This window comes from Exiguobacterium sp. s191 (genome assembly GCF_018618955.1).
In the GTDB taxonomy this organism is placed as follows: Bacteria; Bacillota; Bacilli; order Exiguobacteriales; family Exiguobacteriaceae; genus Exiguobacterium_A; species Exiguobacterium_A abrahamii.
Genome location: NZ_JACSNC010000004.1, coordinates 116,514 through 138,781, shown reverse-complemented (window position 1 = coordinate 138,781; position 22,268 = coordinate 116,514). Strand labels below are relative to the sequence as shown.

Annotated in this window: 25 protein-coding genes and 1 riboswitch; of the genes, 16 read left to right on the top strand and 9 right to left on the bottom strand. The window is 44.2% G+C overall.

All coding sequences use genetic code 11. The features are described from left to right. Window positions 1-19: 19 nt before the first annotated feature. Window positions 20-1,042, bottom strand: a complete 1,023-nt coding sequence (locus KNQ09_RS15300) for a PTS sugar transporter subunit IIC (RefSeq protein WP_029340800.1) — start codon at window positions 1,040-1,042, stop codon at window positions 20-22. A 360-nt stretch (window positions 1,043-1,402) separates the two neighbouring features. On the opposite strand from KNQ09_RS15300, the gene KNQ09_RS15295 reads away from it, so the two are divergent. After that, window positions 1,403-2,137 (top strand): metallophosphoesterase family protein, encoded by a 735-nt coding sequence (locus KNQ09_RS15295; RefSeq protein ID WP_214858930.1) that lies wholly within the window; start codon window positions 1,403-1,405, stop codon window positions 2,135-2,137. 35 nt (window positions 2,138-2,172) lie between these two features. Here KNQ09_RS15295 and KNQ09_RS15290 read toward each other — a convergent pair whose 3' ends face one another. Next, window positions 2,173-2,451 carry a hypothetical protein gene (locus KNQ09_RS15290; RefSeq protein WP_050678090.1) on the bottom strand — a complete coding sequence of 93 codons (279 nt, stop codon included), beginning with the start codon at window positions 2,449-2,451 and terminating at the stop codon, window positions 2,173-2,175. 126 nt (window positions 2,452-2,577) lie between these two features. Here KNQ09_RS15290 and KNQ09_RS15285 point away from each other — a divergent pair, with 126 nt between their 5' ends. Then, window positions 2,578-3,213, top strand: coding sequence for a sterol desaturase family protein (locus tag KNQ09_RS15285; RefSeq protein ID WP_064300847.1), 636 nt, complete (start codon window positions 2,578-2,580; stop codon window positions 3,211-3,213). 16 nt (window positions 3,214-3,229) lie between these two features. Here the strand turns inward: KNQ09_RS15285 and KNQ09_RS15280 are convergent, their stop codons facing one another. The 3 genes from KNQ09_RS15280 to KNQ09_RS15270 form a co-directional block, all read right to left on the bottom strand. Continuing rightward, window positions 3,230-3,784, bottom strand: a complete 555-nt coding sequence (locus KNQ09_RS15280; protein ID WP_029340803.1) for a TetR/AcrR family transcriptional regulator — start codon at window positions 3,782-3,784, stop codon at window positions 3,230-3,232. Further along, window positions 3,771-6,089: a YhgE/Pip domain-containing protein gene (locus tag KNQ09_RS15275; protein WP_214858929.1), complete on the bottom strand. Its 2,319-nt coding sequence runs from the start codon at window positions 6,087-6,089 to the stop codon at window positions 3,771-3,773. Before KNQ09_RS15275 ends, KNQ09_RS15280 begins: the two co-directional genes overlap by 14 nt. 152 nt (window positions 6,090-6,241) lie before the next feature. Further along, window positions 6,242-7,207: a quinone oxidoreductase family protein gene (locus tag KNQ09_RS15270; RefSeq protein WP_214858928.1), complete on the bottom strand. Its 966-nt coding sequence runs from the start codon at window positions 7,205-7,207 to the stop codon at window positions 6,242-6,244. 104 nt (window positions 7,208-7,311) lie between these two features. Between KNQ09_RS15270 and yidD the strand changes: the two genes are divergently transcribed. Next, window positions 7,312-7,596 carry a membrane protein insertion efficiency factor YidD gene (yidD, locus tag KNQ09_RS15265; protein WP_023467166.1) on the top strand — a complete coding sequence of 95 codons (285 nt, stop codon included), beginning with the start codon at window positions 7,312-7,314 and terminating at the stop codon, window positions 7,594-7,596. A gap of 107 nt (window positions 7,597-7,703) precedes the next feature. Here the strand turns inward: yidD and KNQ09_RS15260 are convergent, their stop codons facing one another. Then, window positions 7,704-8,093, bottom strand: coding sequence for a tautomerase family protein (locus KNQ09_RS15260; RefSeq protein ID WP_064300844.1), 390 nt, complete (start codon window positions 8,091-8,093; stop codon window positions 7,704-7,706). Window positions 8,094-8,148: 55 nt separating this feature from the next. Beyond that, on the bottom strand, window positions 8,149-9,633 hold the full coding sequence (locus KNQ09_RS15255; RefSeq protein WP_082874259.1) for an aldehyde dehydrogenase family protein: 1,485 nt from the start codon (window positions 9,631-9,633) through the stop codon (window positions 8,149-8,151). A gap of 182 nt (window positions 9,634-9,815) precedes the next feature. On the opposite strand from KNQ09_RS15255, the gene KNQ09_RS15250 reads away from it, so the two are divergent. The 6 genes from KNQ09_RS15250 to KNQ09_RS15225 all read left to right on the top strand — a co-directional run bounded on the left by KNQ09_RS15250 (window position 9,816) and on the right by KNQ09_RS15225 (window position 14,450). Beyond that, a complete protein-coding gene (locus KNQ09_RS15250) occupies window positions 9,816-11,045 on the top strand; it encodes a DUF2254 domain-containing protein (RefSeq protein WP_214858927.1) in 1,230 nt (409 codons plus the stop codon). 37 nt (window positions 11,046-11,082) lie between these two features. Next, window positions 11,083-11,565, top strand: a complete 483-nt coding sequence (locus KNQ09_RS15245) for a DUF456 domain-containing protein (protein WP_023467174.1) — start codon at window positions 11,083-11,085, stop codon at window positions 11,563-11,565. Window positions 11,566-11,757: 192 nt separating this feature from the next. Further along, window positions 11,758-13,095 (top strand): hemolysin family protein, encoded by a 1,338-nt coding sequence (locus KNQ09_RS15240; protein WP_047395079.1) that lies wholly within the window; start codon window positions 11,758-11,760, stop codon window positions 13,093-13,095. A 175-nt stretch (window positions 13,096-13,270) separates the two neighbouring features. Further along, the gene (locus tag KNQ09_RS15235; protein WP_023467178.1) at window positions 13,271-13,705 is read left to right on the top strand and encodes an organic hydroperoxide resistance protein; all 435 of its coding nucleotides are present in this window, start codon (window positions 13,271-13,273) and stop codon (window positions 13,703-13,705) included. Between the two features lie 32 nt (window positions 13,706-13,737). Then, window positions 13,738-13,911 (top strand): hypothetical protein, encoded by a 174-nt coding sequence (locus KNQ09_RS15230; RefSeq protein WP_023467179.1) that lies wholly within the window; start codon window positions 13,738-13,740, stop codon window positions 13,909-13,911. A gap of 26 nt (window positions 13,912-13,937) precedes the next feature. Further along, complete coding sequence (locus KNQ09_RS15225) at window positions 13,938-14,450, top strand: type 1 glutamine amidotransferase domain-containing protein (protein ID WP_029340809.1); 513 nt, start codon at window positions 13,938-13,940, stop codon at window positions 14,448-14,450. A gap of 47 nt (window positions 14,451-14,497) precedes the next feature. Here KNQ09_RS15225 and mce read toward each other — a convergent pair whose 3' ends face one another. Then, on the bottom strand, window positions 14,498-14,908 hold the full coding sequence (mce, locus tag KNQ09_RS15220; RefSeq protein ID WP_214858926.1) for a methylmalonyl-CoA epimerase: 411 nt from the start codon (window positions 14,906-14,908) through the stop codon (window positions 14,498-14,500). Window positions 14,909-15,171: 263 nt separating this feature from the next. Between mce and KNQ09_RS15215 the strand changes: the two genes are divergently transcribed. The 7 genes from KNQ09_RS15215 to KNQ09_RS15185 all read left to right on the top strand — a co-directional run bounded on the left by KNQ09_RS15215 (window position 15,172) and on the right by KNQ09_RS15185 (window position 21,446). Continuing rightward, on the top strand, window positions 15,172-16,617 hold the full coding sequence (locus KNQ09_RS15215; protein ID WP_214858925.1) for a murein hydrolase activator EnvC family protein: 1,446 nt from the start codon (window positions 15,172-15,174) through the stop codon (window positions 16,615-16,617). 202 nt (window positions 16,618-16,819) lie between these two features. Continuing rightward, a complete protein-coding gene (locus KNQ09_RS15210; RefSeq protein ID WP_214858924.1) occupies window positions 16,820-18,097 on the top strand; it encodes a murein hydrolase activator EnvC family protein in 1,278 nt (425 codons plus the stop codon). Window positions 18,098-18,160: 63 nt separating this feature from the next. Further along, window positions 18,161-18,271: riboswitch (TPP riboswitch) on the top strand. Window positions 18,272-18,387: 116 nt separating this feature from the next. Then, window positions 18,388-19,191 carry a bifunctional hydroxymethylpyrimidine kinase/phosphomethylpyrimidine kinase gene (gene thiD, locus KNQ09_RS15205; protein ID WP_214858923.1) on the top strand — a complete coding sequence of 268 codons (804 nt, stop codon included), beginning with the start codon at window positions 18,388-18,390 and terminating at the stop codon, window positions 19,189-19,191. Next, entirely contained in the window at window positions 19,172-19,939 is a 768-nt protein-coding gene (gene thiM / locus KNQ09_RS15200) for a hydroxyethylthiazole kinase (RefSeq protein WP_214858922.1), read from the top strand. The genes thiD and thiM overlap by 20 nt, the downstream gene beginning before the upstream one ends. Then, on the top strand, window positions 19,929-20,567 hold the full coding sequence (thiE, locus tag KNQ09_RS15195) for a thiamine phosphate synthase (protein ID WP_058703752.1): 639 nt from the start codon (window positions 19,929-19,931) through the stop codon (window positions 20,565-20,567). Before thiM ends, thiE begins: the two co-directional genes overlap by 11 nt. Window positions 20,568-20,773: 206 nt before the next feature. Then, window positions 20,774-21,022 (top strand): hypothetical protein, encoded by a 249-nt coding sequence (locus KNQ09_RS17490; RefSeq protein ID WP_231681771.1) that lies wholly within the window; start codon window positions 20,774-20,776, stop codon window positions 21,020-21,022. A gap of 55 nt (window positions 21,023-21,077) precedes the next feature. Then, the gene (locus KNQ09_RS15185; RefSeq protein WP_050678101.1) at window positions 21,078-21,446 is read left to right on the top strand and encodes an ArsR/SmtB family transcription factor; all 369 of its coding nucleotides are present in this window, start codon (window positions 21,078-21,080) and stop codon (window positions 21,444-21,446) included. A gap of 45 nt (window positions 21,447-21,491) precedes the next feature. Here KNQ09_RS15185 and KNQ09_RS15180 read toward each other — a convergent pair whose 3' ends face one another. Further along, complete coding sequence (locus KNQ09_RS15180) at window positions 21,492-22,130, bottom strand: CHASE3 domain-containing protein (RefSeq protein ID WP_214858921.1); 639 nt, start codon at window positions 22,128-22,130, stop codon at window positions 21,492-21,494. Window positions 22,131-22,268 lie beyond the last annotated feature (138 nt).

Here is a 22,268-nt window from a genome sequence, read left to right as displayed (position 1 = left end):
GGAAGGGAGGTAAATTGTTTTATTGAATTTCGAGGTGAAGATCGCCACGCTTCGTCCACCCTGCGACGGTCGTCAATCGATAGAAGACGAGCGTCAAGACGCCAGGTAGAACGACACCAGTCAAGAAGAAGACGAGGAACGCCTGAGGACCTTGGTTGACGAAGATATTGAGTGGGGCAATCATCGAATTTAATCCAAGTCCTGCGAGTTCGTACGGTACTTTCAAAGAGAGAAGAAGCGTCGCGACAGGAGCTGAAATCATCGCTGCGAGAAACGGTGCAACGACAAGACGTGGATTTTTAACGATATTCGGGAATTGTACTTTAGGTGTTACAAAGAATGAAGCAATCAAACCACCTGGATCCGTCTGACGATATGCCATCAACGTAAAGCCGACGAATTGAGCGGAACAGCCAATGAGCGCAGCGGCACTTGCTACAGGATCAAGTTGCAAAGCGATAGCCAGTGCAGCGGACGAAGCAGGAGACATCAATAAGACACTAAAGATGAGTGCAATGACAAGAGATGTAGCAATAGGAGAAGACTCGACTGAAGCCGTGATCATGGCACTGAATTTTGTAAGGAGTGGTGTCGTGACGGCAGCAGCACCGATTCCAGTCACGCCACCAGCAAGGACAGCACTCATCGGGATCACCATCATGTCAAATTTCGTTTTTCCAGTCATGCGTTTTCCGACGTATACAGCGACAGCAGCTGCGAGTAACGCACTGATTGGCTGACCGGGTACAAGAACGAGTCCAGAAGCAGTCGATTGAAGAGCGGCACCACCAATCGTCGCTGCGATCATTGCGCTGAACAGGACAAGTGTGTTTCCTCCGAGCTGAAAGGCAATACCGGCACCAAGCGCAGGGGCGAGTAGGACTTTTGCGACACCACCAATCGTCAGTAGCATTTGGATATGTAGAAGATTTCCGAGCGTCTCAATCAGGAGTCCGACACCGAGTGTTACAAGAACGGCATTTGCCATTCCAGCTGATACTTTTACCATTCGATCCATCGCATATTCTTTCAACGTTGTCATCCTCTCTATCTATCTCTATTTTTTGCCATGAAAAAAGCCTATCCGTTTTTGGGATAGGCGCCACTCATTCTGTGCGGGCGCCTCATTCGATGCATCGAAAGAAGGGCCCAAAAATCATTTCCGTTTCATCATCGGAAAAGTTTTCGGTCCCTCATGCATAGAATAATCAGTCGTCCAACTTGGTTAAATGGCTGTTGCGTCGGAATCATTCGATCGTGCCCCTCTCTGTGAATTTTTCTAAGCCTAACACGCTCTTGAATAATAATCAATATTTTCTGACAATTTATTTTTTCCTGAAATCTGACAGGAATTCACGGTATCATCGGGAAATCCTAATTTAACAACAATGGAGGCGTTTACATGAAAGTGATGCTTTTTACAGATATTCATGGCAATGCATCAGCATTACGTGCGGTATTGTCCTATCTTAATCAACAACCAGATATCGATGCCGTCTATTGTCTCGGTGATCTTGTCGGCATTGGACCAGAGCATAATGAAGTCATTGATCTATTGAAGCAACGACCTGATATTCAAACGATTTCTGGGAATCATGATGAATGTGTCCTTGCTTTAATCCATGGGGAGAACTATCCCGATAGTTACCGCCATGCGAAAGAGCACCACCAATGGATTGCGGATACGTTGACGCAAGAAAATCAAAAGTATTTGGAACGATTACCGCGTGTCTTAAATATCATGCATCAGGAACAAACGATGCACCTGACGCACTATGCTTATGCCGACCAGACGAAGAAGATTGGTGAAGAGCCGTTAAAGCAAGCGGTGGATGGAACGAAAGAAAACTTATCCGTCCTGTTTGCTGGAAGTGAGGCGCGGATCATTGGATTCGGTCATCATCATCCAGCGCAACAAGTCGAGACAGAGCAAACGCTCTTTATTAATCCAGGTGCACTTGGATGTCAGGAAACAGCTATTGCTCCAGTAGCAATTATCGATTGGAAGAAGGATCAAGTCCGTTCAGAAATCCTGAAGCTTCCATATGATGATCGACCATTTTTAGACGTCCTCAATACGACGGAGATGCCGGAACGTGAGTTGATGCGCCGTCTCTTCTTCGGTAGTAGGACATGAAAAAACCTTCATGAGTAGTTCATGAAGGAAGTCGATTAAGCAGATAGCTTCGTCGTAATTGAGATGAGGCACACGACAATCAGTAACACGATACCGATGTTTCGTTTCAATGGATGGCGTGACCAGTAAAAGAATAGCGCAAGGACAGGGGCCACAAAAAAGGCAACGATGAGACTGATCAATGTTGCAAGAAATAATACAAACATCCAAAGCTTGCTAGTAGTCCGATATACCTGCCACATGTCGTAGAGCGACATGAGTGTATAGGCGAGTAACACGAAGATGATTCCGGTCGATAAACTCAAAGCGATCATCACTCCATTCCCTATTTAGTATAAGGGAAAGAGTGAGAATGATTACACGACTTGAAGTAAAAAACATGACGAATCGATGAACGTACGATTAGACGCTGTAGCGAAAAAAGAAAGGAGAGGGCATCTATGTCAGACATCTATCGCCGTTTTTTTCTATTTCCGGATATTTTGATCATGCTCGTACTACTGATTGGAATAAGTAGTTATACCATTGCTCAGCCGTTTCATTGGTCGATTTTACTGTTCTTTTGTCTTGGACTGATCGTCTTTAGTTTCAGTGAATACCTGACGCATCGTTTTTTGTTCCATTTACCACCGCCTAAAAATATGCTTGGACGAAAGTTGTTGAAGCGACTTCATTACGATCATCATGCGCATCCGAATGAACTGCATCTGTTGTTTTTACCGGTCTGGTATTCCTTGCCGAATCTTGGTTTCTTTGCGGCTCTGACCTATCTTCTGACGCAATCTGTCGTTTCGACAGCTGCAGCCGCGAGTGGATTGATCGTCATGTTGCTTGTGTATGAATGGAAACATTACGTGGCACACGTTCCGCTGAAACCCAGAACACGCTTTGGAAAATGGATGAAAAAGACGCATCTATTACATCATTTCAAAAATGAACACTATTGGTTTGGTGTATCAAATCCGATGGGGGACTGGTTGTTTGGCACTTTGAAAGATGAGAAAACAGTTACTTCTAGTCAAACGGCACGGAATTTAGAAAAAAATCGAGAATATGAAAAACCGCCAATCAGCTGATCGGCGGTTTTTTGATTCATAAAATGCGTAGCATGGCACGACGAATCGTATCTAATTCCAACGGTCGAGCAATCAATGGCCATTCGGCAATTAACGCAATGTACGTCCGGAAAATCAGAAAGGCGGTGACATCGACTGGTACGTCACGATCATCTTGTCCAAGGCGAGTCTCGAGTAGCGTTTTAAGATATTCGACGACATGCCGTTCGATCCGTGTCCGTAGTTCTTGCATTTCTTGTAATTTAAGATTACGTGTTTCTTCGATGATTTGAAGAATGAACAAATGTTGTTGCTGATGATAGACGATAGCGTCGATCATTGCTTGTTTATTTTCTTCTACCGTCGCATGTTCGACGTAAGCGCGTTCTGCTTCTTCTTTCATTTCTTGCAGCACACGTGTTACGAGCGATTCGAACAGGTTGAGTTTACTTTCAAACAGTTGATAGACAGTCGGTTTTCCGACGTGAGCGCGTCGGGCGACACGCTCGATCGTCGTACCTTTATAACCAAGTTCAGAAAAGCAAGCCATCGCTGAGTCTAGTATCAGTGTTTCTTTATCAGACTGTGTCATGTTGTTTTCGTCTCACTTTCGTTGAGAGTAAAATCCGCTTGGCTCCGAGCCCTCCAACGAAGCTGATGATCAATGCGACGACTAAGATAGTCGCAAGGACTTGACTGTTTGAGATGAGGGCGTCTGTCACACCAAGTCCAAGCGCTTCGCGGAATCCGCCGACTGAATACGTCATTGGTAAGAACGTATGGATGGCTTGGAAGAAGCTTGGCGTCATCTCGACTGGGAACGTACCACCACTACCACCGATTTGTAATAGGAGTAGTAGGAAGGCAAGGAACTGTCCGACGCGACCGAGTAGCATCGCGAGCGTGAACAGAATCGTAATGAACGTCATCCCTGTTAAGGCAGCAAATCCATAAAGCGCAGGAACACTCGCGACATCAGCATCGAGGACATAGACGATGGCTGTAGCCGCTGCGACACCTTGTAAGGCTCCAATCGGTAAGATGAGTGATAATTTACCGACAAGGAAGCGCCATGTCAGACTTTCACCATGTTCTGGACGAATCTGGTAGACAGACGAGAACATCAAGGCGCCTGCGAATAAGGCGATACTAAGGATGTAAGCTGATAAACCAGAACCGTAGTTGTTGACCGTCGAATAGTCATGTTCTTTTAAGACGACAGGTTCTGCCAGCATATTATCCCGCTCTTTCGTCGGCTTGACGGTTGCGTCTTTAGCTCCTTTGCTGAGCTCGTCTTTCAATGTTTTAGCCCCATCTTCAAGTTTAGTATTGGCATCCGCGATTTTTGAAGCCCCATCGGTCGTTTTGCCGATTCCGTCTGTAATCGTAGTTGAACCAGATGCCAATTGACCTAACCCGTTATTTAACGCGCTAGCTCCTGTTTGGAGTTGATGTGTGCCATCTGAAAGCTGATTAGCCCCATCAGCCAGTTGTGCACCACCTGTTGCGGCTTTATGCACACCAGCAGTGTATTGACCAAGTTTTTCATTGAATGTTTGTTGACCGCTTGCTAATTGTTGTGCGCCAGATTCGACTTGTTTCGCACCGTCAACGAGTTTCACTTGACCGGCGTTCAGTTGTGATACAGCTGATTCGACTTGTTGACCACCTGCAGCGAGTTGACCGATTTTCTTCGTTGCTTCTGTTGCTTGAGCAAGACTCTGATCAATTGCACCTTCTTGGGCAGCAAGGTTTTGAATATTTTCTTCTAATGAACCAATAGAACCGAGCAATGTTTGTTTTTCTTCATCCGATAACTGTTCAGAAGCAGAAATGACTTCTTTTAGTTGTGCGACGTTTGCTTCAAGTGCTTCACGACGCGCTCGTAAATCTTGTTTCGCTTTTTCAGCATCTTGATTGAGTTGTGTTAAAAAGGCGTTGGCAGCTTGTGCTTTTTCATCCAATTGATTTAATCCATCCGTCAATTGAGGGATTTTTTCATTAAGCTGGGCCGTACCTGCAGCCAATTGCTCTGCTCCTTGACGGACTTGTGTCGAGCCACCACTGAGTTTCGTTGCTCCGTCTTCGAGTTGTGCAGCACCGGCTTGTAATTTGCCACCATTTTCGTCTAGCGTGTTCAACCCAGAAGACAACTCACCCGTTTTTTGGGCGAAGAGGGCAGTCTTTTCGTCAAGTGTCGTGACGCCATCACTGAGTTTTTTAGAACCTTGATTTGCTTCCCCGAGTTTTTCGGACAGTGTCAGACTGCCATCCGCAAGTTTTCCAAGGTTCGTTGCCAGTGTTTTCGCACCATCCGCTGTTTTGTGGTTGCCATCTTCTAGTTTAGAAGAACCGTCCGATGCCTTTTCCATACCGTTTGCGATTTTCTTTAACGCACCGAAGATCGCACTACTATATTGTTTCGTCACGGATTTTCGGATCTTTTCGTTTAATTGTTTTGCAGCCGTACTCGAAATTTGTGTCCCCGAGTAGTTTTTGGCTGGATTCAAGTAATACTCCAACTCAATCTTCTTCGGATGATCATCGAGTAGTGTCGTTGCATTTTTAGAGAAGTTCTTCGGGATGACGACCGTCATATAGATTTTGCCGTCACGTAGTTCTTTTTCGGCTTTGTCCTTAGATAAGAACTGCCAATCAAAATCATCATTTTTTTTGAGTTTGTCGACGAATTGATCCCCGATGTCGACTTTCTCTCCTTTAAACTTCGTCGCCTTGTCTTCGTTGACGATAGCGACCTTAATATCTTCTGTTTGACCGTATGGGTCCCAGAATGCAGATAAGAAGATGGAGTTGTAGAGAAATGGTACGAGGATGAGGGCGAGAATGACGACAATCATCATCGGACTCTTCAATTTCTTCCATTCTGAGCGAAACATAAATACAAATCCCCTTTCTAAAACTCAAAACTTATTTGAGTTTTAGGTTTTGATGAGATTTACTTTACTCTCTTCATTAAAAAAAATCAATCGATAATTCTAATTTCACATAAAAAAGACGACTCGCAGGGAGCCGTCTTGGAAAAAACGAGTTAAGGAAGCAAAAGTAGTTTTCCTGTACTGCGTCGACTTTCTAAAAAGTCATGTGCTGCTTTGCCATCAGATAATCTGAATGTTGTAGGAGAAGACAGGGTGAGATGATTGGATAGAATCCAATCAAATAATTCACCGGATCTACGGATTCGTTCTTCAGAAGATGTTAATACGTTCCAAAGGTCACCACCCGTCAATGTTTTGGATGTATCCATCAAGAAGCGAGGGTCGACAGATACGGGATCGCCGCCTGCCATACCATAAAAGACAACCGTTCCATGGACTTTTGTCACATGGAAACTATCCATTAAGGTAGAACCAATGGATTCGTAGACCACATCAACCCCTTTACCAGAAGTTTGCGCGAGCACATGCTCGACCCAGTTCTCAGAATATAAATAGACAGATTCACAGCCCGCAGTTTTAGCGATCTGTGCTTTCTCAGGAGAAGACGTCAATCCAATCGGAGTTGCTCCAAGTAAACGAATGAGCTGTGTCAACAACTGACCAACGCCACCGGCAGCTGCATGCACTAAGACGACATCTCCCGGTTGGACATGATAGCTATCTCGAGTTAAATAATGCGCTGTTAACCCTTGTAATAAGACAGAAGCTGCTGTTTCGTATGAGATACCATCAGGAAGCGGAATCAATTTATCGACGGGTGCTGCGACGTACTCAGCGTTCGCAAGCGGAACGTCCGCAAAAGCAACTCGTTGACCTACGTGGAACGTTGAAACAGCTGTACCGACCGCAGTGATGATGCCTGAACCTTCGTAACCTAAAATATAGGGAGGCTCACCTTCTAAATGATAGTTTCCTTTTCGGCGATAGATGTCTGCAAAATTCAGACCGATCGCTTTCATTTCAATCAGAACTTCCTGTTCAGTAATTGTTGGCGTTGGTACGTCTTCGAAGCGTAATACATCAGAACCTCCGAATTCGTGGAAAGTTAATGCCTTCATCTCAACACATCCTTCTTTTAAATCTGCTTTTAGTATAAGGCAGAACATCTGAAAATGATGGCCAGATGCGTTACACTAGAAAAAAAGATGAAAGAAGGGACAGTATGAAGCGTGTCTTAATGGGAGGAATTCGTTTTTATCAAAAAGTCATCTCTCCCATGAAACCAGCTACATGTCGATTCTATCCAACGTGCTCCCATTACGGTATGGAGGCGATAGAACGTCATGGTGCGGTAAAAGGTAGTTATTTGACGACGCGTCGATTGTTACGGTGCCAACCGTTCCACCCAGGTGGTCTTGACTTCGTTCCAGAACCCGATCAATTTAGTTGGAAAGCACCGCTGCAACGGGAAAATCCACGAGAGAAGGCGGAAGAAACGAAGGAGTAAGTCATATGAAGGTTCTCTCTTGTTTAATGAAGTAAGAACAAAAAAGGGAAGTATGTTACCGGACATTACCGATAACATACTTCCCTTTTTGTTCTACTTACAGACCATCAAAGTTTGCCCGTTAAAAACTGTGCTTCGCCAAGACCGAAGCTCCAGTCGGCCGCATCATTTTCGACGATTGAAACCATCAAATCAGTCGGTGCGAGTCCGCAGTTTGCTTGTAAGCGTTCGGCGAGTAATTGGTAGAGACGTTGTTTTTTCTCTTCCGTCCGCGTTTTACTCGTCACACTGATAAGAACGATATCTTTACTCCGTTCAAATCCGAGACCTGTATCTTGAATGACCATCTCATGCGTTTTATGCGTATGCACGATTTGATAGCGATCGCGCTCCGGCACATCAAATGCTTCGACCATCGCATCGTGTGCGGTGTCGAGTAACGTTTTTAACTCTTCTTCTGAACGTCCTTCAATGACGTCGAATCGTAATAACGGCATGTGAAATCACTCCTTAACAAAATTATGTAGAGTAGGGGAGTACCCTACTCTTATATTACTCAAAGAATGGTTTGTATTGACGACGATCGTGCATGACAGACAACCATTGGACAGTCGAGAATTCTTCAAGTACCCACTCGCCGTTAAAGCGACCGAGCCCTGAATCTTTTTCACCACCAAATGGCATATGCGGCTCATCATTGACTGATTGGTCGTTGATGTGAATCATACCTGTCTCGACTTCAAGTGCAAAAGCAGTCGCGCGTTCGATAGAAGAACCATGGACAGCACCACTCAATCCGTATGGAAGTGAGTTTGCGATTTCGAGTGCCTCTTCATCCGTATCGAACGGGATGATGACAGCGACCGGTCCGAAGATTTCATTTTTAGCGAGTGGCATATCATTCGTAACACCAGTCACGACAGTAGGTGCGATGACGTTATCTTTTGCTTCGCCGCCGACACGAACGGTTGCACCCGCAGCTTTTGTTTTCTCGAGATCTTCAAGAATCCGTTCAACTTGTGATTGGTTGATGAGCGGTCCGACTTGTGTCCGATCATGTGATGGATCACCGTATTGTAGCTCTTTTACACGAGCGACGTATTTTTCGACGAATTCATCATGAATCGAAGAAGCGACGAGAATTCGGTTCGTCGACATACAAATTTGACCTTGGTGATAGAACTTACTGTAGACAGCAGATTCGACCGCACGATCGAGATCAGCATCATCAAGTACGACGAAGACGTTGTTTCCGCCAAGTTCAAGCGCTGTTTTCTTCAGGTGTTTACCAGCAAGTTCACCGATATGACGACCAACTTCAGTTGATCCTGTGAATGAAATCAAGCGTGGTACAGGATGTTCGACGATAGCATCACCGATTTCTGAACCGCGACCGACGATGACATTCAAGACACCTCTTGGCAATCCAGCTTTTTCAAATAGACTAGCAAAAATCAATCCGCCTGAAACAGGTGTGTCCGTAGCTGGTTTAACAACGACTGCGTTCCCGATAGCAATGGCAGTAGCGATCGACCGTACAGCTAAGTGGAACGGGAAGTTCCATGGGCTGATGACACCGATGACGCCAAGTGCTTTACGGTAAATCCGGTTTTCCTTGCCTGGTATAACCGATGGACGAATTTCACCGTGCATCCGAAGTGGGAATGTCGCAGCTTCCTTGACGATCAAGACAGAAGCAAGGAATTCACCTTCCGCTTTGATGCGTGTACTTCCGGACTCTTTAATCAACCATTCGATAATCGTTTCTTTCTCCTCGTACAAGACTTTCAAGAAGTTTTCGATGAGACCTTGACGTTTTAAGGCAGGAACTTTTGCCCAGTCTTTTTGAGCGACTTGAGCCGCTTCATATGCGTCATCTAAATCTTGTTGATTCGCTGCAGAGATCGTGAAGAGTTCTTCACCCGTAAAAGGATTCGTGTTCGTCATGTTGCTGTCACTTGCGCCTGTGCGCCACTGACCGTCAATATAAATCTTCGTGAAATCTGTATGCAATGTTGCTTCGTTTTGTTGAGCCATATCATTTCATCTCCCATTCGTTTTCATAACAATTAAGTTATTCACGTTATGAAAAGAAGTAAAACACATCCGTGCACTTCGACCAAATTTATTGCTCAAAATCAGATAAGGAATGCTGGTTTTAAAGAGCTCTGAATCAGGAAAACAATCAATATAGTGCTATAAAAAGGAGGCATTTTATTTTGAAGAAGCTGAAAGTCCTGTCTCGAGAAATCAATTGGTGGTGGCCACTACTTTATGGGCTCATCGGTATAGGACTGACCGGGATCGTTATTTGGATCGATTCTTATGTATCGAAGTGGTTTCCCGTCACTTGGAAGACAACACTTGATTTAGCACAAGCGATTCATAGCTCAGTCTTCACAGGACTGCTCGCTATGATGACATTCACTTTCTCAACCATTTTGGTCGTCCTAACAACGTATTCTTCACAATTTTCACCGCGCACATTACCTAATTTTATTGAAAACCGACAAGTGCAACATATTTTTGGTATCTTCATTGGTGCTGTCAGTTATTCTATCACGATGCTTTTTTTCCTTCGACCTGCTTTGAAAATGAGCATCGTTTCTTCTGCTGTGGCCGTAATAGTCGTATTGATTTCGATTGCCGCTTTTGTAGCATTCATTCATATCGTTAGTCAGTCGATTCGCGTGACGACATTACTTGATCGATTACACGAAGAAGGGAACGAATTGTTAAAACGTCAAATCGAACATCTAGAATCAGGAGAACAGAAGATTACTGAAAGAAAGATGACGACAAATTATCCACATCTTATTCAGGCAACACGAACCGGATATATTCAAGCAGTCGATTATGATGCTTTTGATCAGAAAGACCGCGTGTATATTGATCGAACGGTCGGCTCATTCGTAACAGAGGGAGAAGCCATCGGACGGGCAACTTGCCGGGATATCAATGAAAGTATCTTGATTGGGCCGACGAAATCTTCAGAACAGGATTTTGCATTCGTTCTTGAAAAATTAAGTGAAGTTGCTTTACGTGCTATTTCTCCAGGGATCAATGATCCAAATACAGCAAGACATGCGATTCGGATCATTGGTGACTTAATGCGACAGTATGCCGTAATACCAGATGGTGTGCTGGTTGTTGGCGAGGACAAGCAGCACGTCATCGTCCGGGAAACTTACCAACAATTGTTGTACACGACGTTTTATCAACTACGACATTATGGAGCAGAGGATATTTCGGTTCTCGCGACGATGCTCGAATCGCTTGGAACAATGAAGCGGCAATCCTTACCTGCTCACTATGAAACGATTCAACGGTTCATTCCATATATCTGTTCGGAAGTGCGTTTTGAAACAATGAACGACTGGGATCGAGATTTTTTAAAAAATCAAATCCATCGGGCGTTGAATGAAACTTTTGTCTCCCCTTCATCGTAATAAGGGCAAGAGAATCAAAAGAAGGGAGGGATAGAAAGTGACAATCTTGTTATGGAGTCTGATCGTCGTCTGTTTTCTAGTCGCTTTTGCAGGTCTCGTTTATCCGATCATCCCAAGTGCACCGATTTTAGTAGTGGGCTTTTTGATTTATGGATTCGGATTCGGGTTCTCTGAATTATCGATTAGTTTTTGGGTGATTCAAGCGATATTCATCATTCTCTTATTCACACTCGATTATCTCGTTAGCGCCTACACCGTCGATCGACGGGGAGGCTCACAAGCAGCTAAGATTGCGACGACAGTCGGATTGATTGCGGGACCATTTATTTTGCCAGGAATCGGATTATTAATTTTCCCGTTCGTCTTTGCCATCTTGACGGAAAAAATCATTAGTAAAAAGACATGGCAAACCTCGGTTTCAGTCGGGATCGGAACAGTCCTTGGTATCTTATCAAGTGCATTGTTAAAGGGAATCGCGATGTTACTCATGATCGTGATCTTTATTCTCTATGTCGTCTGATGAATTGAAATGATGTCTTCAAGTACACATTTTATGAAAGTTCCGTTATAGTATGAATATGAAAAAGTAGGGAAGCTTTGAAAGTTTGAAGCTTCTTTTTGCTGTAAACCACCAGATGCCTCGGCATCTGGCTTTATATTAATGGAGGTGAATCCCCTTTTTTCGGGGAAACGATTGGACAGTACACACTCAATGGAGACATTCGACACGACGACGATCATCATTCGACTACTCGTCATTGCACTACTCATCGTCTTAACAGCTTTTTTTGTAGCTGCCGAATTTTCGGTCGTCAAAATGCGAATGTCTCGAATCGATCAGTTGATTACAGAAGGAAGCAAGACTGCGAAAGTGGCGAAGAGGCTACTTGAGAATTTGGATTATTATTTATCGGCCTGTCAACTTGGAATTACCGTGACAGCGCTTGGTCTCGGATGGTTAGGAGAATCAACGGTAGGTGCGATTCTCGGTATGTTGTTCGAAGAAATTGATATTCCGAACTCCGTCTCGACGATCATTTCGTTCGTTCTTGCATTCTCGATTGTAACGTTTCTTCATGTCGTACTTGGAGAGCTTGCTCCAAAGTCTTTGGCGATTCAAAAAACGGAAGCCATCACGATGCTACTCGCGCCACCACTTTATTGGTTCGGTAAAATCATGAAACCTTTCATCTGGACATTGAACGGTTCAGCACGAATCATCCTTCGGTTATTTGGTGTCGAGCCAGCGGGACACGAAGAAGTCCATTCTGAAGAAGAGATTAAAATCATCATGACACAGAGTTATAAGAGTGGAGAAATCAACCAGACTGAGCTTTCTTACATGCAGAACATCTTCTCGTTCGATGAGCGGATCGCGAAAGATATCATGTTACCGCGGACGGACTTAATCACGATCTCGAACGATGCATCGATGGAGGACATCATTCGTCTCGTTGAAGAGTATCAGTTCACACGTTACCCAGTAGCGGAAGAAGGAGATAAGGATAAAATCCTTGGATTCATCAATGCAAAACAATTATTTACGGATCATATGGCTAACAAAGGAAAAGCATTAAGCTATTACATCCACAACTTGCCGATTGTATCCGAGTATTCACCGCTTCAAGACGCTATGTTGAAAATGCAGGTGGAACGGACGCCAATGGCACTCGTCATTGATGAGTATGGTGGTACAGCCGGTGTGATTACGATGGAAGACATATTGGAAGAAATCGTTGGAGAAATCCGAGATGAATTCGATAAGGATGAGAAAGCAGATATCGAACAAATTCATGAGCGATTATACCGGATCTCAGGCCGTGTCTTGATTGATGACCTAAATGAACGCTTTAACCTAGGAATCGAAGAAGAAGACATCGATACGATTGGTGGCTGGGTCATGGCACAGGATACGGAAGTGTCGAGTGGCCAAGAATTCCGCTATCAGGAATACACGATCAAAGTCATGGAAGTCGATAATCATCAAGTCAAATCAATTTATCTTCAATTGCCTGATCGAGAAGAAACTGCAACAGAAGAGATCGGATAAGAAATAGAATGTGCAGGACGATGGACTTCGAGTTCATCGTCTTTTTTTGTCTACTAAAAAATGAATCAGCTAAGGTGATAGACACCTCTTGTGTTTATCTCCCTCACTGACGGGTATTACTGTCTATGTGGCAAAAAAGCATTTTTTAATTCAACAGGAAAAGGGGTTTTTTATTATGTCAAACGTCATTCTTACTTCACGTGCATCTGCAGTCGGTGGTCGCGACGGGAAAGTTGCTTCAGACGATAACGTCATTAATCTCGATTTAGTCATGCCAGGAACAAAAGGCAAAGAAGACATTCCGACATCAAACCCGGAACAGTTATTCGCAGCAGGATATGCCGCTTGTTTTGATGGTGCCTATAATTTAATGGCGCGCCAAGCAAAAAAACGAGTCGAGACGCGGACGAATTCAGAAGTCAGCCTCTTACAGGACGAAGCGGATAACGGTGTAAAAATTGCAGCGAAACTCGTCGTCGAGGTCGTTGGCGTATCGCAAGAAGAAGCCGAAGACTTACTAGAGAAGACACACAACTTCTGCCCGTACTCGAAAGCGACACGTGGCAACATTGATGTCGATCTTTCTGTTAAAGTCGTCGATTCATTATAAGTATAAGCGACGGATCATAAGGAGGGTTTTCCATGGCACCGAAAGAAACCGATCGTCCAAATGAAGAGTTTGAAGATGAACGGGATCGTCTGTCGGATAAAGAACGGAAACTGACAGAGGAGCAGCAAAAGGAAATCCTAAAAGGAAAAGACGAAATGCCAGATGATACGGTTTCTCCACGAGATCGCGGAGAAGATCCAATCTAAATCAAACAACTTGGGGGATGAATCACATGTCTAAAAAAGTAGCCGTTGTACTCGCCGATCATTTTGAAGATGTAGAATTCACAGGACCGGTTGATGCATTAAAAGAAGCAGGGCATGAAATCACTGTCATTGGTGCCAAAAAAGGTGCAGAACTCGTTGGGAAACAGGAAGAGGCAAAAGTAAATGTTGATCTCTCGATTGATGAGACTTCAGCAGCAGACTACGATGCTCTCCTGATTCCAGGCGGATTTTCACCGGATCTATTACGGGAAGACGAGCGTTTCGTCTCATTCGTTGAAGAATTCGATATGTCGAAAAAACCGATTTTCTCGATCTGCCATGGACCACAATTGATGATTAATGCAAAAATCGTCAAAGGAAGAAAAATGACAGGTTATAAATCGATTCGAATCGATTTAGAAAATGCTGGTGTGGACTTTGCAGATGAAGAAGTCGTCGTCGACGATAATTTCGTCTCAAGTCGTCAACCAGATGACATTCCTGCGTTCAATCGGGAAATCGTAGCTAAACTCGGCTAATACCATGAAACGAAAAATCAGCACTGCGCTATCGCAGTGCTGATTTTTTATAGATTTTCTGGATAATCACAGAGTTCTGTAATGACGCCGTGTGAATGCCGGGGATTCATATAAATCAGTCGTCGCCCGAACGGCGTCGTTCGATACGTATCTTCTAAAAATGTTAAGCCTTGTTGTTTTGCTTCTTCAATCGCTTGATCTAAATTCTCTACACGATAAGCAATGTGGTGGACACCTTTCCCACGTTGTTTCAAAAAACGAGCGATCGGACTATCCGGACTTGTTGGCGTTAACAACTCGATGTGCGCATCATCGAACTCGATGACCGCAATATTGGAAGCGACACCAGGCGCAGGATTCGAGTACTCTTTTGTTAAAGTTCCTCCAAGTACGTTTGTATAAAATGAAATGGCTTCCTGCATGTCGCGAACGGCAATTCCAGTGTGGTCTAATTTCATATGATATCCTCCTTCTGTTCGCTTCAGTTTCCCAAAAACACTCCAAAGTTGCAACGATGAGTTACCTTCCAAATGTTTCTATTACATAGAAGAGGGAAGATTTATTTAAAATGAAATATCACTGAAATATTATGGAAGAGGAATGAATGCTATAATCAAAAACGTTCTTATAAAAAAGAAAAACTATTACAGAATTTAAATTTAACTTAAACACTCTACGATAAATCATAAAACATACACTACAGAAAAAGAGGGAATACTACATGAAAAAAACGTTCGCGTCGCTCATCGTTTCCGCACTGGTTCTTTCATCAGCACCTCATTTTGCAGCAGCTGACGATTTAAGTGAACAGAAAGCCAAAAACGAACAACAGCAACAAGACAATGCTAAAAAGCAAAAAAACTTAGAGTCTTCTGTTAATCAAGAAGGTCAAAAAATCTCTAAAACACAACAAGAAGTCAATCGACTAGACGAAGCGTTGAACGAAAAAATCTTTGCTGTCGAAACAAAAGATCGTCAAATCAAAGCAACAGAACGTGAAATCGTTGAACTTGGAAAAGAAATCGAGAAATATAAAGCGAAACTAAAACGCCAAGAAAAATTACTTGGTGATCGTCTTCGTGTCATGCAAGAGAATGATGGAAACTCGATTAAATGGGAGGAAGTCATCTTTGGCGCTAAAAACGTTGGTGACCTCGTAAGCCGTGTCATGGCAGGGAAATCCATTTCAAAACAAGATGATAAAATGATCACGGATTATCAAAATACTCAAAAGCAATTAGCGGATGCGCAACAAGAAGTAAAAGAAAAGAAAGCGCAGTTGGTCGTTGAGAAACAAGAATTAAAACGTCAACAAGCGGATCTTGAATCACAATTAAAAGAGCGGAACAAACGCTTAAAAGAACTACGTAAGAAAAAAGAAAAGTTCGAAACACAATTGATGGATGCAAAAGAAGTCCAACAAATTTTGATTGCGCAAGAAAAAGCGATTGCAGCTGAAAAAGCAGCGCGTGAACGTGAAGCTCGAATCGAAAAAGAACGTCAAGCTCAGGCTGCACGTGAAGCGAAAGCAAGAGCAGAGGCTGAAGCAGCGCAAGCAGCAGCACAAAAAGCAGCAGAAGAGCAAGCCGCTAAAGAAGCAGCAGCTCAGCAAGCAGCACAAGAGAAGGCAGCGCAGTCAGCAAAACCTTCTGGTTCGACGAAACAATCTGCACCAAAACCATCTACACCAGCACCAGCTGCACCTGCTCCAGCGCCGTCAGCTCCTGCGACACCTAAACCGTCACCATCATCAGGCGGACTCTTCATTCATCCAACTGCTGGTGCTGTGACACAAGGGTATGGTTCTGCAGGCGGAGAGAACGGTTATACGTTCCATAACGGGATTGACTTCGGTGGTCCAGTTGGCACGCCAATCGTGGCAGCTGCAACTGGTACAGTCATTACAGCATCAGGTGGCGGACCTTACGGAAATCACATCATGATCGCTCACCAATTGAACGGGAAGACCTATACGACAGTCTATGCACATATGAGTTCATTGAACGCTAGTGCAGGTCAACGTGTCAGCCAAGGTCAACAAATCGGTACACGTGGTAGCACAGGAAACTCAACAGGTCCACACTTACACTTCGAAATTCACGTTGGTGGATACAGCTACAGTGCAACAGGTCCAGCTAACTCAGTCAATCCAATGTCGATGTTTTAATCGTAAAGAATCGTTGCATATGCAACGGTTCTTTTTTTTGTCATTTTCAAAAAACAAATCATATATTACAAAAAACCGTTTTCATTTGAAATGTAAATGAAATTTTTTTGAAACGATTACGGTGCTATAATCTATTTCAGATATGAGAGAAACTTGAATACTATAATAAAATATGAAAAAACATAAGTGAGGAAAACGATATATGCTAAAAAAACTAATTTCTACCATTGTTTTAGGAGCATTACTTATAACAGGAACGCAACCGATCGCAGCAGCGACCATTAAAGAAAAAAAGGCTGAAAATGCCGCTGAACAACGTAAACTTGAAAAAGCGATCAAAAAACAAGAAGCTAAAATCTCAAAAGAGCAACGTCAAATCAATCAAATTGACGCAGCAATCAACGAAAAGATTTTCCAAGTCTCTGAAAAAAATAAACAAATCGAACAGTTGAACGTTCGAATCGATGAGTTAAAGGCAGACATCGTCCGTTACGAAGAAATGTTACAGAAACAGGAAGAACTACTCGGTGATCGTTTGCGTGTTTTCCAAGAGAACGATGGAAACTCGATTAAATGGGAAGAAGTCATTTTTGGATCGAAGGATTTAGGTGATTTATTCAGCCGTGTCATGGCGGGGAAAAAAATCGCTGAGCAAGACGATAAAATGATTTCGGATTACATCGCAACGCAACAAAAATTAGCAGAAGCAAAACAAGCGCTCGTTGAGAAAAAAGCGGAGCAAATGCAAGAAAAGAAAGTATTGCTTGAACAAAAGAAAGCGTTAAAGCTTCAAATGAAAGAACGTAGTGCCACGCTGAAGAAATTACGAAAAGGGAAGACCAAGTTCACGACAGAACTGTTAGACGCAAAAGAACTTCAAGCGACTCTCGAAGCGCAAGAACGTGCAATTGCGGCAGCGAAGGCAGCCGCTAAAGCAGCGGCTGAAAAAGCAGCAGCGGAGAAAGCGGTAGCCGAAAAAGCCGCTAAAGCGAATGCTCAAACAGCAAAACAAGTAGGTAAGAGTTCGGAGTCAACTGATTCTGTTGCCCCGCCCGTTGTTTCGAGTGGAGGGAAATTCGTTCGACCATCTTCTGGTGGAGTGTCGCAAGGATTCGGACCAGCAAGCGGCGCGAACGGTTATACGTTCCACAACGGTGTTGATTTCAGTGGTTCGGTCGGGTCTCCAATCGTCGCTGCAGCAGCTGGAACGGTCATTACAGCATCAGGTGGTGGACCTTACGGCAATCATGTCATGATTTCTCACTTCCTCGATGGACAAGTGTACACGACTGTCTACGCACATATGAGTTCATTATCGGTTCGTGCAGGACAAACGGTCTCTCAAGGTCAACAAGTCGGGACACTTGGTAGTACAGGGAATTCAACAGGACCACACTTACATTTCGAACTACATGTCGGAGGCTATCAATACAGTGCTTCTTCTCCTCTGAATGCAGTCAATCCATTGGCATATCTGTAATCAAAACGGGCTTCGGCTCGTTTTTTTTTCTTCTCTATGCTACAGTTAAGGCGAAACGAATACTTGAGCAACTAGGGGAGCTGGAGGAATCCGGCTGAGAGGAAAACCAATCTGTTTTCGACCCTATTACCTGAACTGGATAATACCAGCGTAGGAAAGTTGAGCCGAACGGATACCGGAATGCGTGTATAACGCTTTCGTATAGCGTCGACTGCTTTTTTACAGCGGTCGACGCTTTTTTTTGTCGGTCACGACTCCCTTACATTGCTCGATGGGAAGGTGAAAAGAACATGAAACATGTACTGACGATTGCAGGATCCGACTCCGGTGGTGGAGCTGGGATTCAAGCAGATTTAAAAACCTTTTCGGCTTTAGGGGTTTATGGAATGAGCGTCCTGACAGCCGTCACGGCGCAAAATACGTTGGGTGTTCAAGCGGTGGAAGAGTTATCCCCAGAAATCGTAGATGCCCAGTTAACGTCGATTTTTTCAGACATTCGTGTCGATGCGATCAAAATCGGGATGGTCTCGAATGCGCAGACGATTCGTGTCATTGCTACACATCTCCGCAAACAGACAGTTCCTATCATATTAGATCCCGTCATGGTCGCTAAAGGTGGTCATGCCCTATTGCGGACGGAAGCTGAACAAGCATTGATTTCAGAACTTCTGCCGCTTGCGACACTCGTTACACCGAATTTACCGGAAGCGGAGCGGTTAACAGGACGATCAGTGACCAATCTAGAGGAAATGCGACTGGCGATGCATCAATTGGCTACACAGACAGGGGCAGTATTACTAAAAGGTGGACATCTCTCAGGAGCTGCAACGGATTTGTTGTTTGATGGGGAAGTGGAACATCGTTTCACATCGGAACGGTTAGACAATCAACATACTCATGGAACTGGTTGTACCTTATCTGCAGCGATTGCAGCACGGATGGCGCTTGGAGAAGATTTAACAGATAGTGTACGACAGGCGAAAAACTATGTCACGGAGGCAATTCGTCATGGATTTGCTCTCGGACAAGGTATTGGACCGACACATCATTTTCACTCACTTTGGAGGGATACACATGTTTACGACCATTCTTGAACACAAACCACTCATTCACCATCTGACGAACACGGTTACGATCAACGACTGCGCGAACGTCACACTCGCTGTTGGAGCATCACCCGTCATGGCGGAAGACATTCGTGAAGTAGAAGAGATGGTTAGACTCGCGCAAGCTCTTGTCTTAAACATTGGTACGATCGATGCAGACATGCAAGCAGCTCAACGACTCGCAGCACGTGAAGCGGGACGTTTGAATGTCCCGATCGTTCTTGATCCAGTTGGAGCAGGGGCAACGACATTACGTACTGCCTTTTCTAAAGAACTCATTGATCTCGGGTGTACGGTCATTAAAGGAAATGCTTCTGAAATCAAGACGTTACTTGGGGAAGATGGGCGAACTAAGGGAGTCGATGCTGCGGGAGATGCAATGATGGATCGAGAAAGCATTCGTGCATTTGCTCGCAAACACCAATCTGTCCTCGTCGTGACAGGTCCGAACGACTACATCACAGATGGAACGCGTGAAATGGAATTACATGTAGGAACACCACGTTTGGGAGACATCACGGGTACGGGCTGCATGACGGCCTCCTTGATTGCGAGCTTCCTCGGTGCAGGATATACGACATTTGAGGCGGCTGTCCACGGGACATTCGTCATGGGAAAAGCAGGAGAACAAGCAGCCTCCGCGCAAGGTCTTGGTGATTTTAAACGAGAGTTGTTCAATGCCATCAGCCTCATGACGGTGCAAGATCTGGTGGAGGTGACAGAACGTGTCAATTGATTACTCCATCTATGCAGTGACGGATCGTCGGTACCATCCTGGAGTCGCGATCGAGACGGTCGTTGAGGAAGCCATTTTAGGTGGTGCAACGATCGTGCAATTACGGGAAAAAACAGCGCAAGGAAAGGAATTCTTCGATCAGGCAGTTCGGTTGAAAGCACTCACGGATCGACACGACATTCCTTTGATCATCAATGATCGGATTGATATCGCGTTACTCGTCGGAGCTGGTTTGCATATCGGACAAGAAGACATTCCTTTAACCGCAGCACGTCGCCTTTTACCAGATGCCGTGATTGGTGTGTCGGTAGCAACCGTTGCACAAGCGATTGAAGCAGAACGAGACGGAGCATCTTATTTAGGCGTGGGGTCTCTATTTGCGACGTCATCCAAAGCGGACGCTGATTCCATGTCGCATACGATGCTTCAGGCGATTCGGGAAGCTGTACGATTACCTCTAATCGGTATTGGTGGAATCACAGCAACGAATGTCTCCTCTCTGCCCATCCCGCTAGAAGGGTATGCCGTCATCTCAGAAATTTTCGCTAAAGAAGATCGGCAACTCGCTGCGCAGCAAATGACAGATGCTGTGCGTGAATGGCATCAATCACTTCAGAACAGGGTATAATCCGTTCAGAGGTGATTGTATTGAAATGGCAGACGATCCGTTTTCGCGGCTATTGGATTCGATATCGGTTAGAACCACAAATCATTCGAGTCGATAATCAGGGGATCTACCATCTAGGAAAAGTCTTATTTCCACATCCTAATCGTATATCTTATGAGATGGCCCTTTTATTGAAAGAAAAGTATGAAAGACGCTACAAACGTCCGTTGTATATTAAAACGAGCTCGATTGCGACGGAAATTTGGGGACATACTCATTTAGATATTTATTACCGGGCACTTCTTCGTCTACCGATTCCGACTCGGCTTCGTCAACGTTATACGAACCGATTAGAAAGCACGAAAATCATTGACATCGGCGTACGCGCTGTCGATCAAAATCGAATTGTCTGGGATATCGGAGATTACGTAGGAGGATGGTTCGTGTTTTGGCTCATTCGCAGACGAATGCGCTGAACTTGCAATGTCCCGTTTCTCATGGTGCAATATAAGTAGAAACGAGGTGACGGACATGGACATTCCCCGTTGTGAAACGATTGCGATTGATGAACAACGTGCGTCTGAAATCGGACATATCGTTGATACGATTCCGACGCTTGAAATCGGAAAGCTATTTAAGATTCTTTCGGATGCGACACGACTGCGAATCGTTTATGCGCTGACGATCGAAGAAGAACTATGCGTTTGTGATGTCTCGGCCTCTGTCGACTGTTCGATTGCGACAGCGTCGCATCATCTTCGATCTTTGTTGAAACAAGGACTCGTCAAGTTTCGAAAAGATGGTAAAGTCGTCTATTATTCCTTGGATGACCATCATGTGTCATCGCTTGTACATATGGCGATGGAACATGTACAAGAGGGAAAAGCAATGCCTGAATGAGTCTTTAGAATAAACGAAAAGCGCAGCTTTAGCTGCGCTTTTCGTTTATTCTAAAGACGATTGTTCTGATCCTTTTGGAGCGAAGTGGTGGAAGAAAAAGACCGTGGCACTAATCAATAAAAAGGACAGGATGGAGAGACCAAGACACATCCATTTATATGTAGCGATTAAAGTATCTGATTGTTGTAATTTGGCTTGAAGCGTTTTATACAAATCATCTTTCACACGGGATAAGTCTTCGAGAATCGTTTGAGTCGTCTGAGTCGATTGTCTAGCAAGACGTTTTGCGGCTGTTGGACTTTGACGTTCATAGACGACAAACACACGTTCAATTTCAGACTCCCAGACATTGTTGCGGCGAAGGAGATCCTTAATCGTCCCTGGAGTAGTCGACGATTGGTTCAGACTATTGCGCAAATCATGGATTTTAGACGTTGAAAAGTAATATTGTTCGATATAACGATTATCTTCATACAATAAGAGACCACGAACCGCATTGGCACGATCTCGATTGTGTTCGACCAACTGATCTACCTGATTGATTAACGGTATATCATGATCCTTCATTTGCTCGGTCATCGTTGCAATCGTCCGATAACCGGATAAAGCATAGATGATCGGGATAGAGGCGAATAAGCTGATCAAGAAAATCAGCAGAATACGCTGACGCCAAAGAGAGTGCATGCAATCATTCCTTTAAATAAAAGACATGTCATAAGCTTAACTACTATCGTAAAAAAAGTGAAGCCTGTCTATTTTTTGAATAGGGATAATGACTGAAAAAGTGAATAATACTAATAAAAAAGCAGGAAAGATGATGCA

Excerpts from the sequence above, each read along its gene's own strand:
- thiM (WP_214858922.1), top strand. The coding sequence starts at position 19,172 with ATGTTTACGACCATTCTTGAACACAAACCACTCATTCACCATCTGACG.
- KNQ09_RS15215 (WP_214858925.1), top strand. The coding sequence starts at position 15,172 with ATGAAAAAAACGTTCGCGTCGCTCATCGTTTCCGCACTGGTTCTTTCA.
- yidD (WP_023467166.1), top strand. The coding sequence starts at position 7,312 with ATGAAGCGTGTCTTAATGGGAGGAATTCGTTTTTATCAAAAAGTCATC.
- KNQ09_RS15270 (WP_214858928.1), bottom strand. The coding sequence starts at position 7,207 with ATGAAGGCATTAACTTTCCACGAATTCGGAGGTTCTGATGTATTACGC.
- KNQ09_RS15180 (WP_214858921.1), bottom strand. The coding sequence starts at position 22,130 with ATGCACTCTCTTTGGCGTCAGCGTATTCTGCTGATTTTCTTGATCAGC.
- KNQ09_RS15225 (WP_029340809.1), top strand. The coding sequence starts at position 13,938 with ATGTCTAAAAAAGTAGCCGTTGTACTCGCCGATCATTTTGAAGATGTA.
- KNQ09_RS15300 (WP_029340800.1), bottom strand. The coding sequence starts at position 1,042 with ATGACAACGTTGAAAGAATATGCGATGGATCGAATGGTAAAAGTATCA.
- KNQ09_RS15210 (WP_214858924.1), top strand. The coding sequence starts at position 16,820 with ATGCTAAAAAAACTAATTTCTACCATTGTTTTAGGAGCATTACTTATA.
- KNQ09_RS15185 (WP_050678101.1), top strand. The coding sequence starts at position 21,078 with ATGGACATTCCCCGTTGTGAAACGATTGCGATTGATGAACAACGTGCG.
- KNQ09_RS15290 (WP_050678090.1), bottom strand. The coding sequence starts at position 2,451 with ATGATCGCTTTGAGTTTATCGACCGGAATCATCTTCGTGTTACTCGCC.
- KNQ09_RS15240 (WP_047395079.1), top strand. The coding sequence starts at position 11,758 with ATGGAGACATTCGACACGACGACGATCATCATTCGACTACTCGTCATT.
- KNQ09_RS15280 (WP_029340803.1), bottom strand. The coding sequence starts at position 3,784 with ATGACACAGTCTGATAAAGAAACACTGATACTAGACTCAGCGATGGCT.
- KNQ09_RS15295 (WP_214858930.1), top strand. The coding sequence starts at position 1,403 with ATGAAAGTGATGCTTTTTACAGATATTCATGGCAATGCATCAGCATTA.
- thiD (WP_214858923.1), top strand. The coding sequence starts at position 18,388 with ATGAAACATGTACTGACGATTGCAGGATCCGACTCCGGTGGTGGAGCT.
- KNQ09_RS15230 (WP_023467179.1), top strand. The coding sequence starts at position 13,738 with ATGGCACCGAAAGAAACCGATCGTCCAAATGAAGAGTTTGAAGATGAA.
- KNQ09_RS15260 (WP_064300844.1), bottom strand. The coding sequence starts at position 8,093 with ATGCCGTTATTACGATTCGACGTCATTGAAGGACGTTCAGAAGAAGAG.
- KNQ09_RS15285 (WP_064300847.1), top strand. The coding sequence starts at position 2,578 with ATGTCAGACATCTATCGCCGTTTTTTTCTATTTCCGGATATTTTGATC.
- KNQ09_RS15235 (WP_023467178.1), top strand. The coding sequence starts at position 13,271 with ATGTCAAACGTCATTCTTACTTCACGTGCATCTGCAGTCGGTGGTCGC.
- mce (WP_214858926.1), bottom strand. The coding sequence starts at position 14,908 with ATGAAATTAGACCACACTGGAATTGCCGTTCGCGACATGCAGGAAGCC.
- KNQ09_RS15275 (WP_214858929.1), bottom strand. The coding sequence starts at position 6,089 with ATGTTTCGCTCAGAATGGAAGAAATTGAAGAGTCCGATGATGATTGTC.
- KNQ09_RS15255 (WP_082874259.1), bottom strand. The coding sequence starts at position 9,633 with ATGGCTCAACAAAACGAAGCAACATTGCATACAGATTTCACGAAGATT.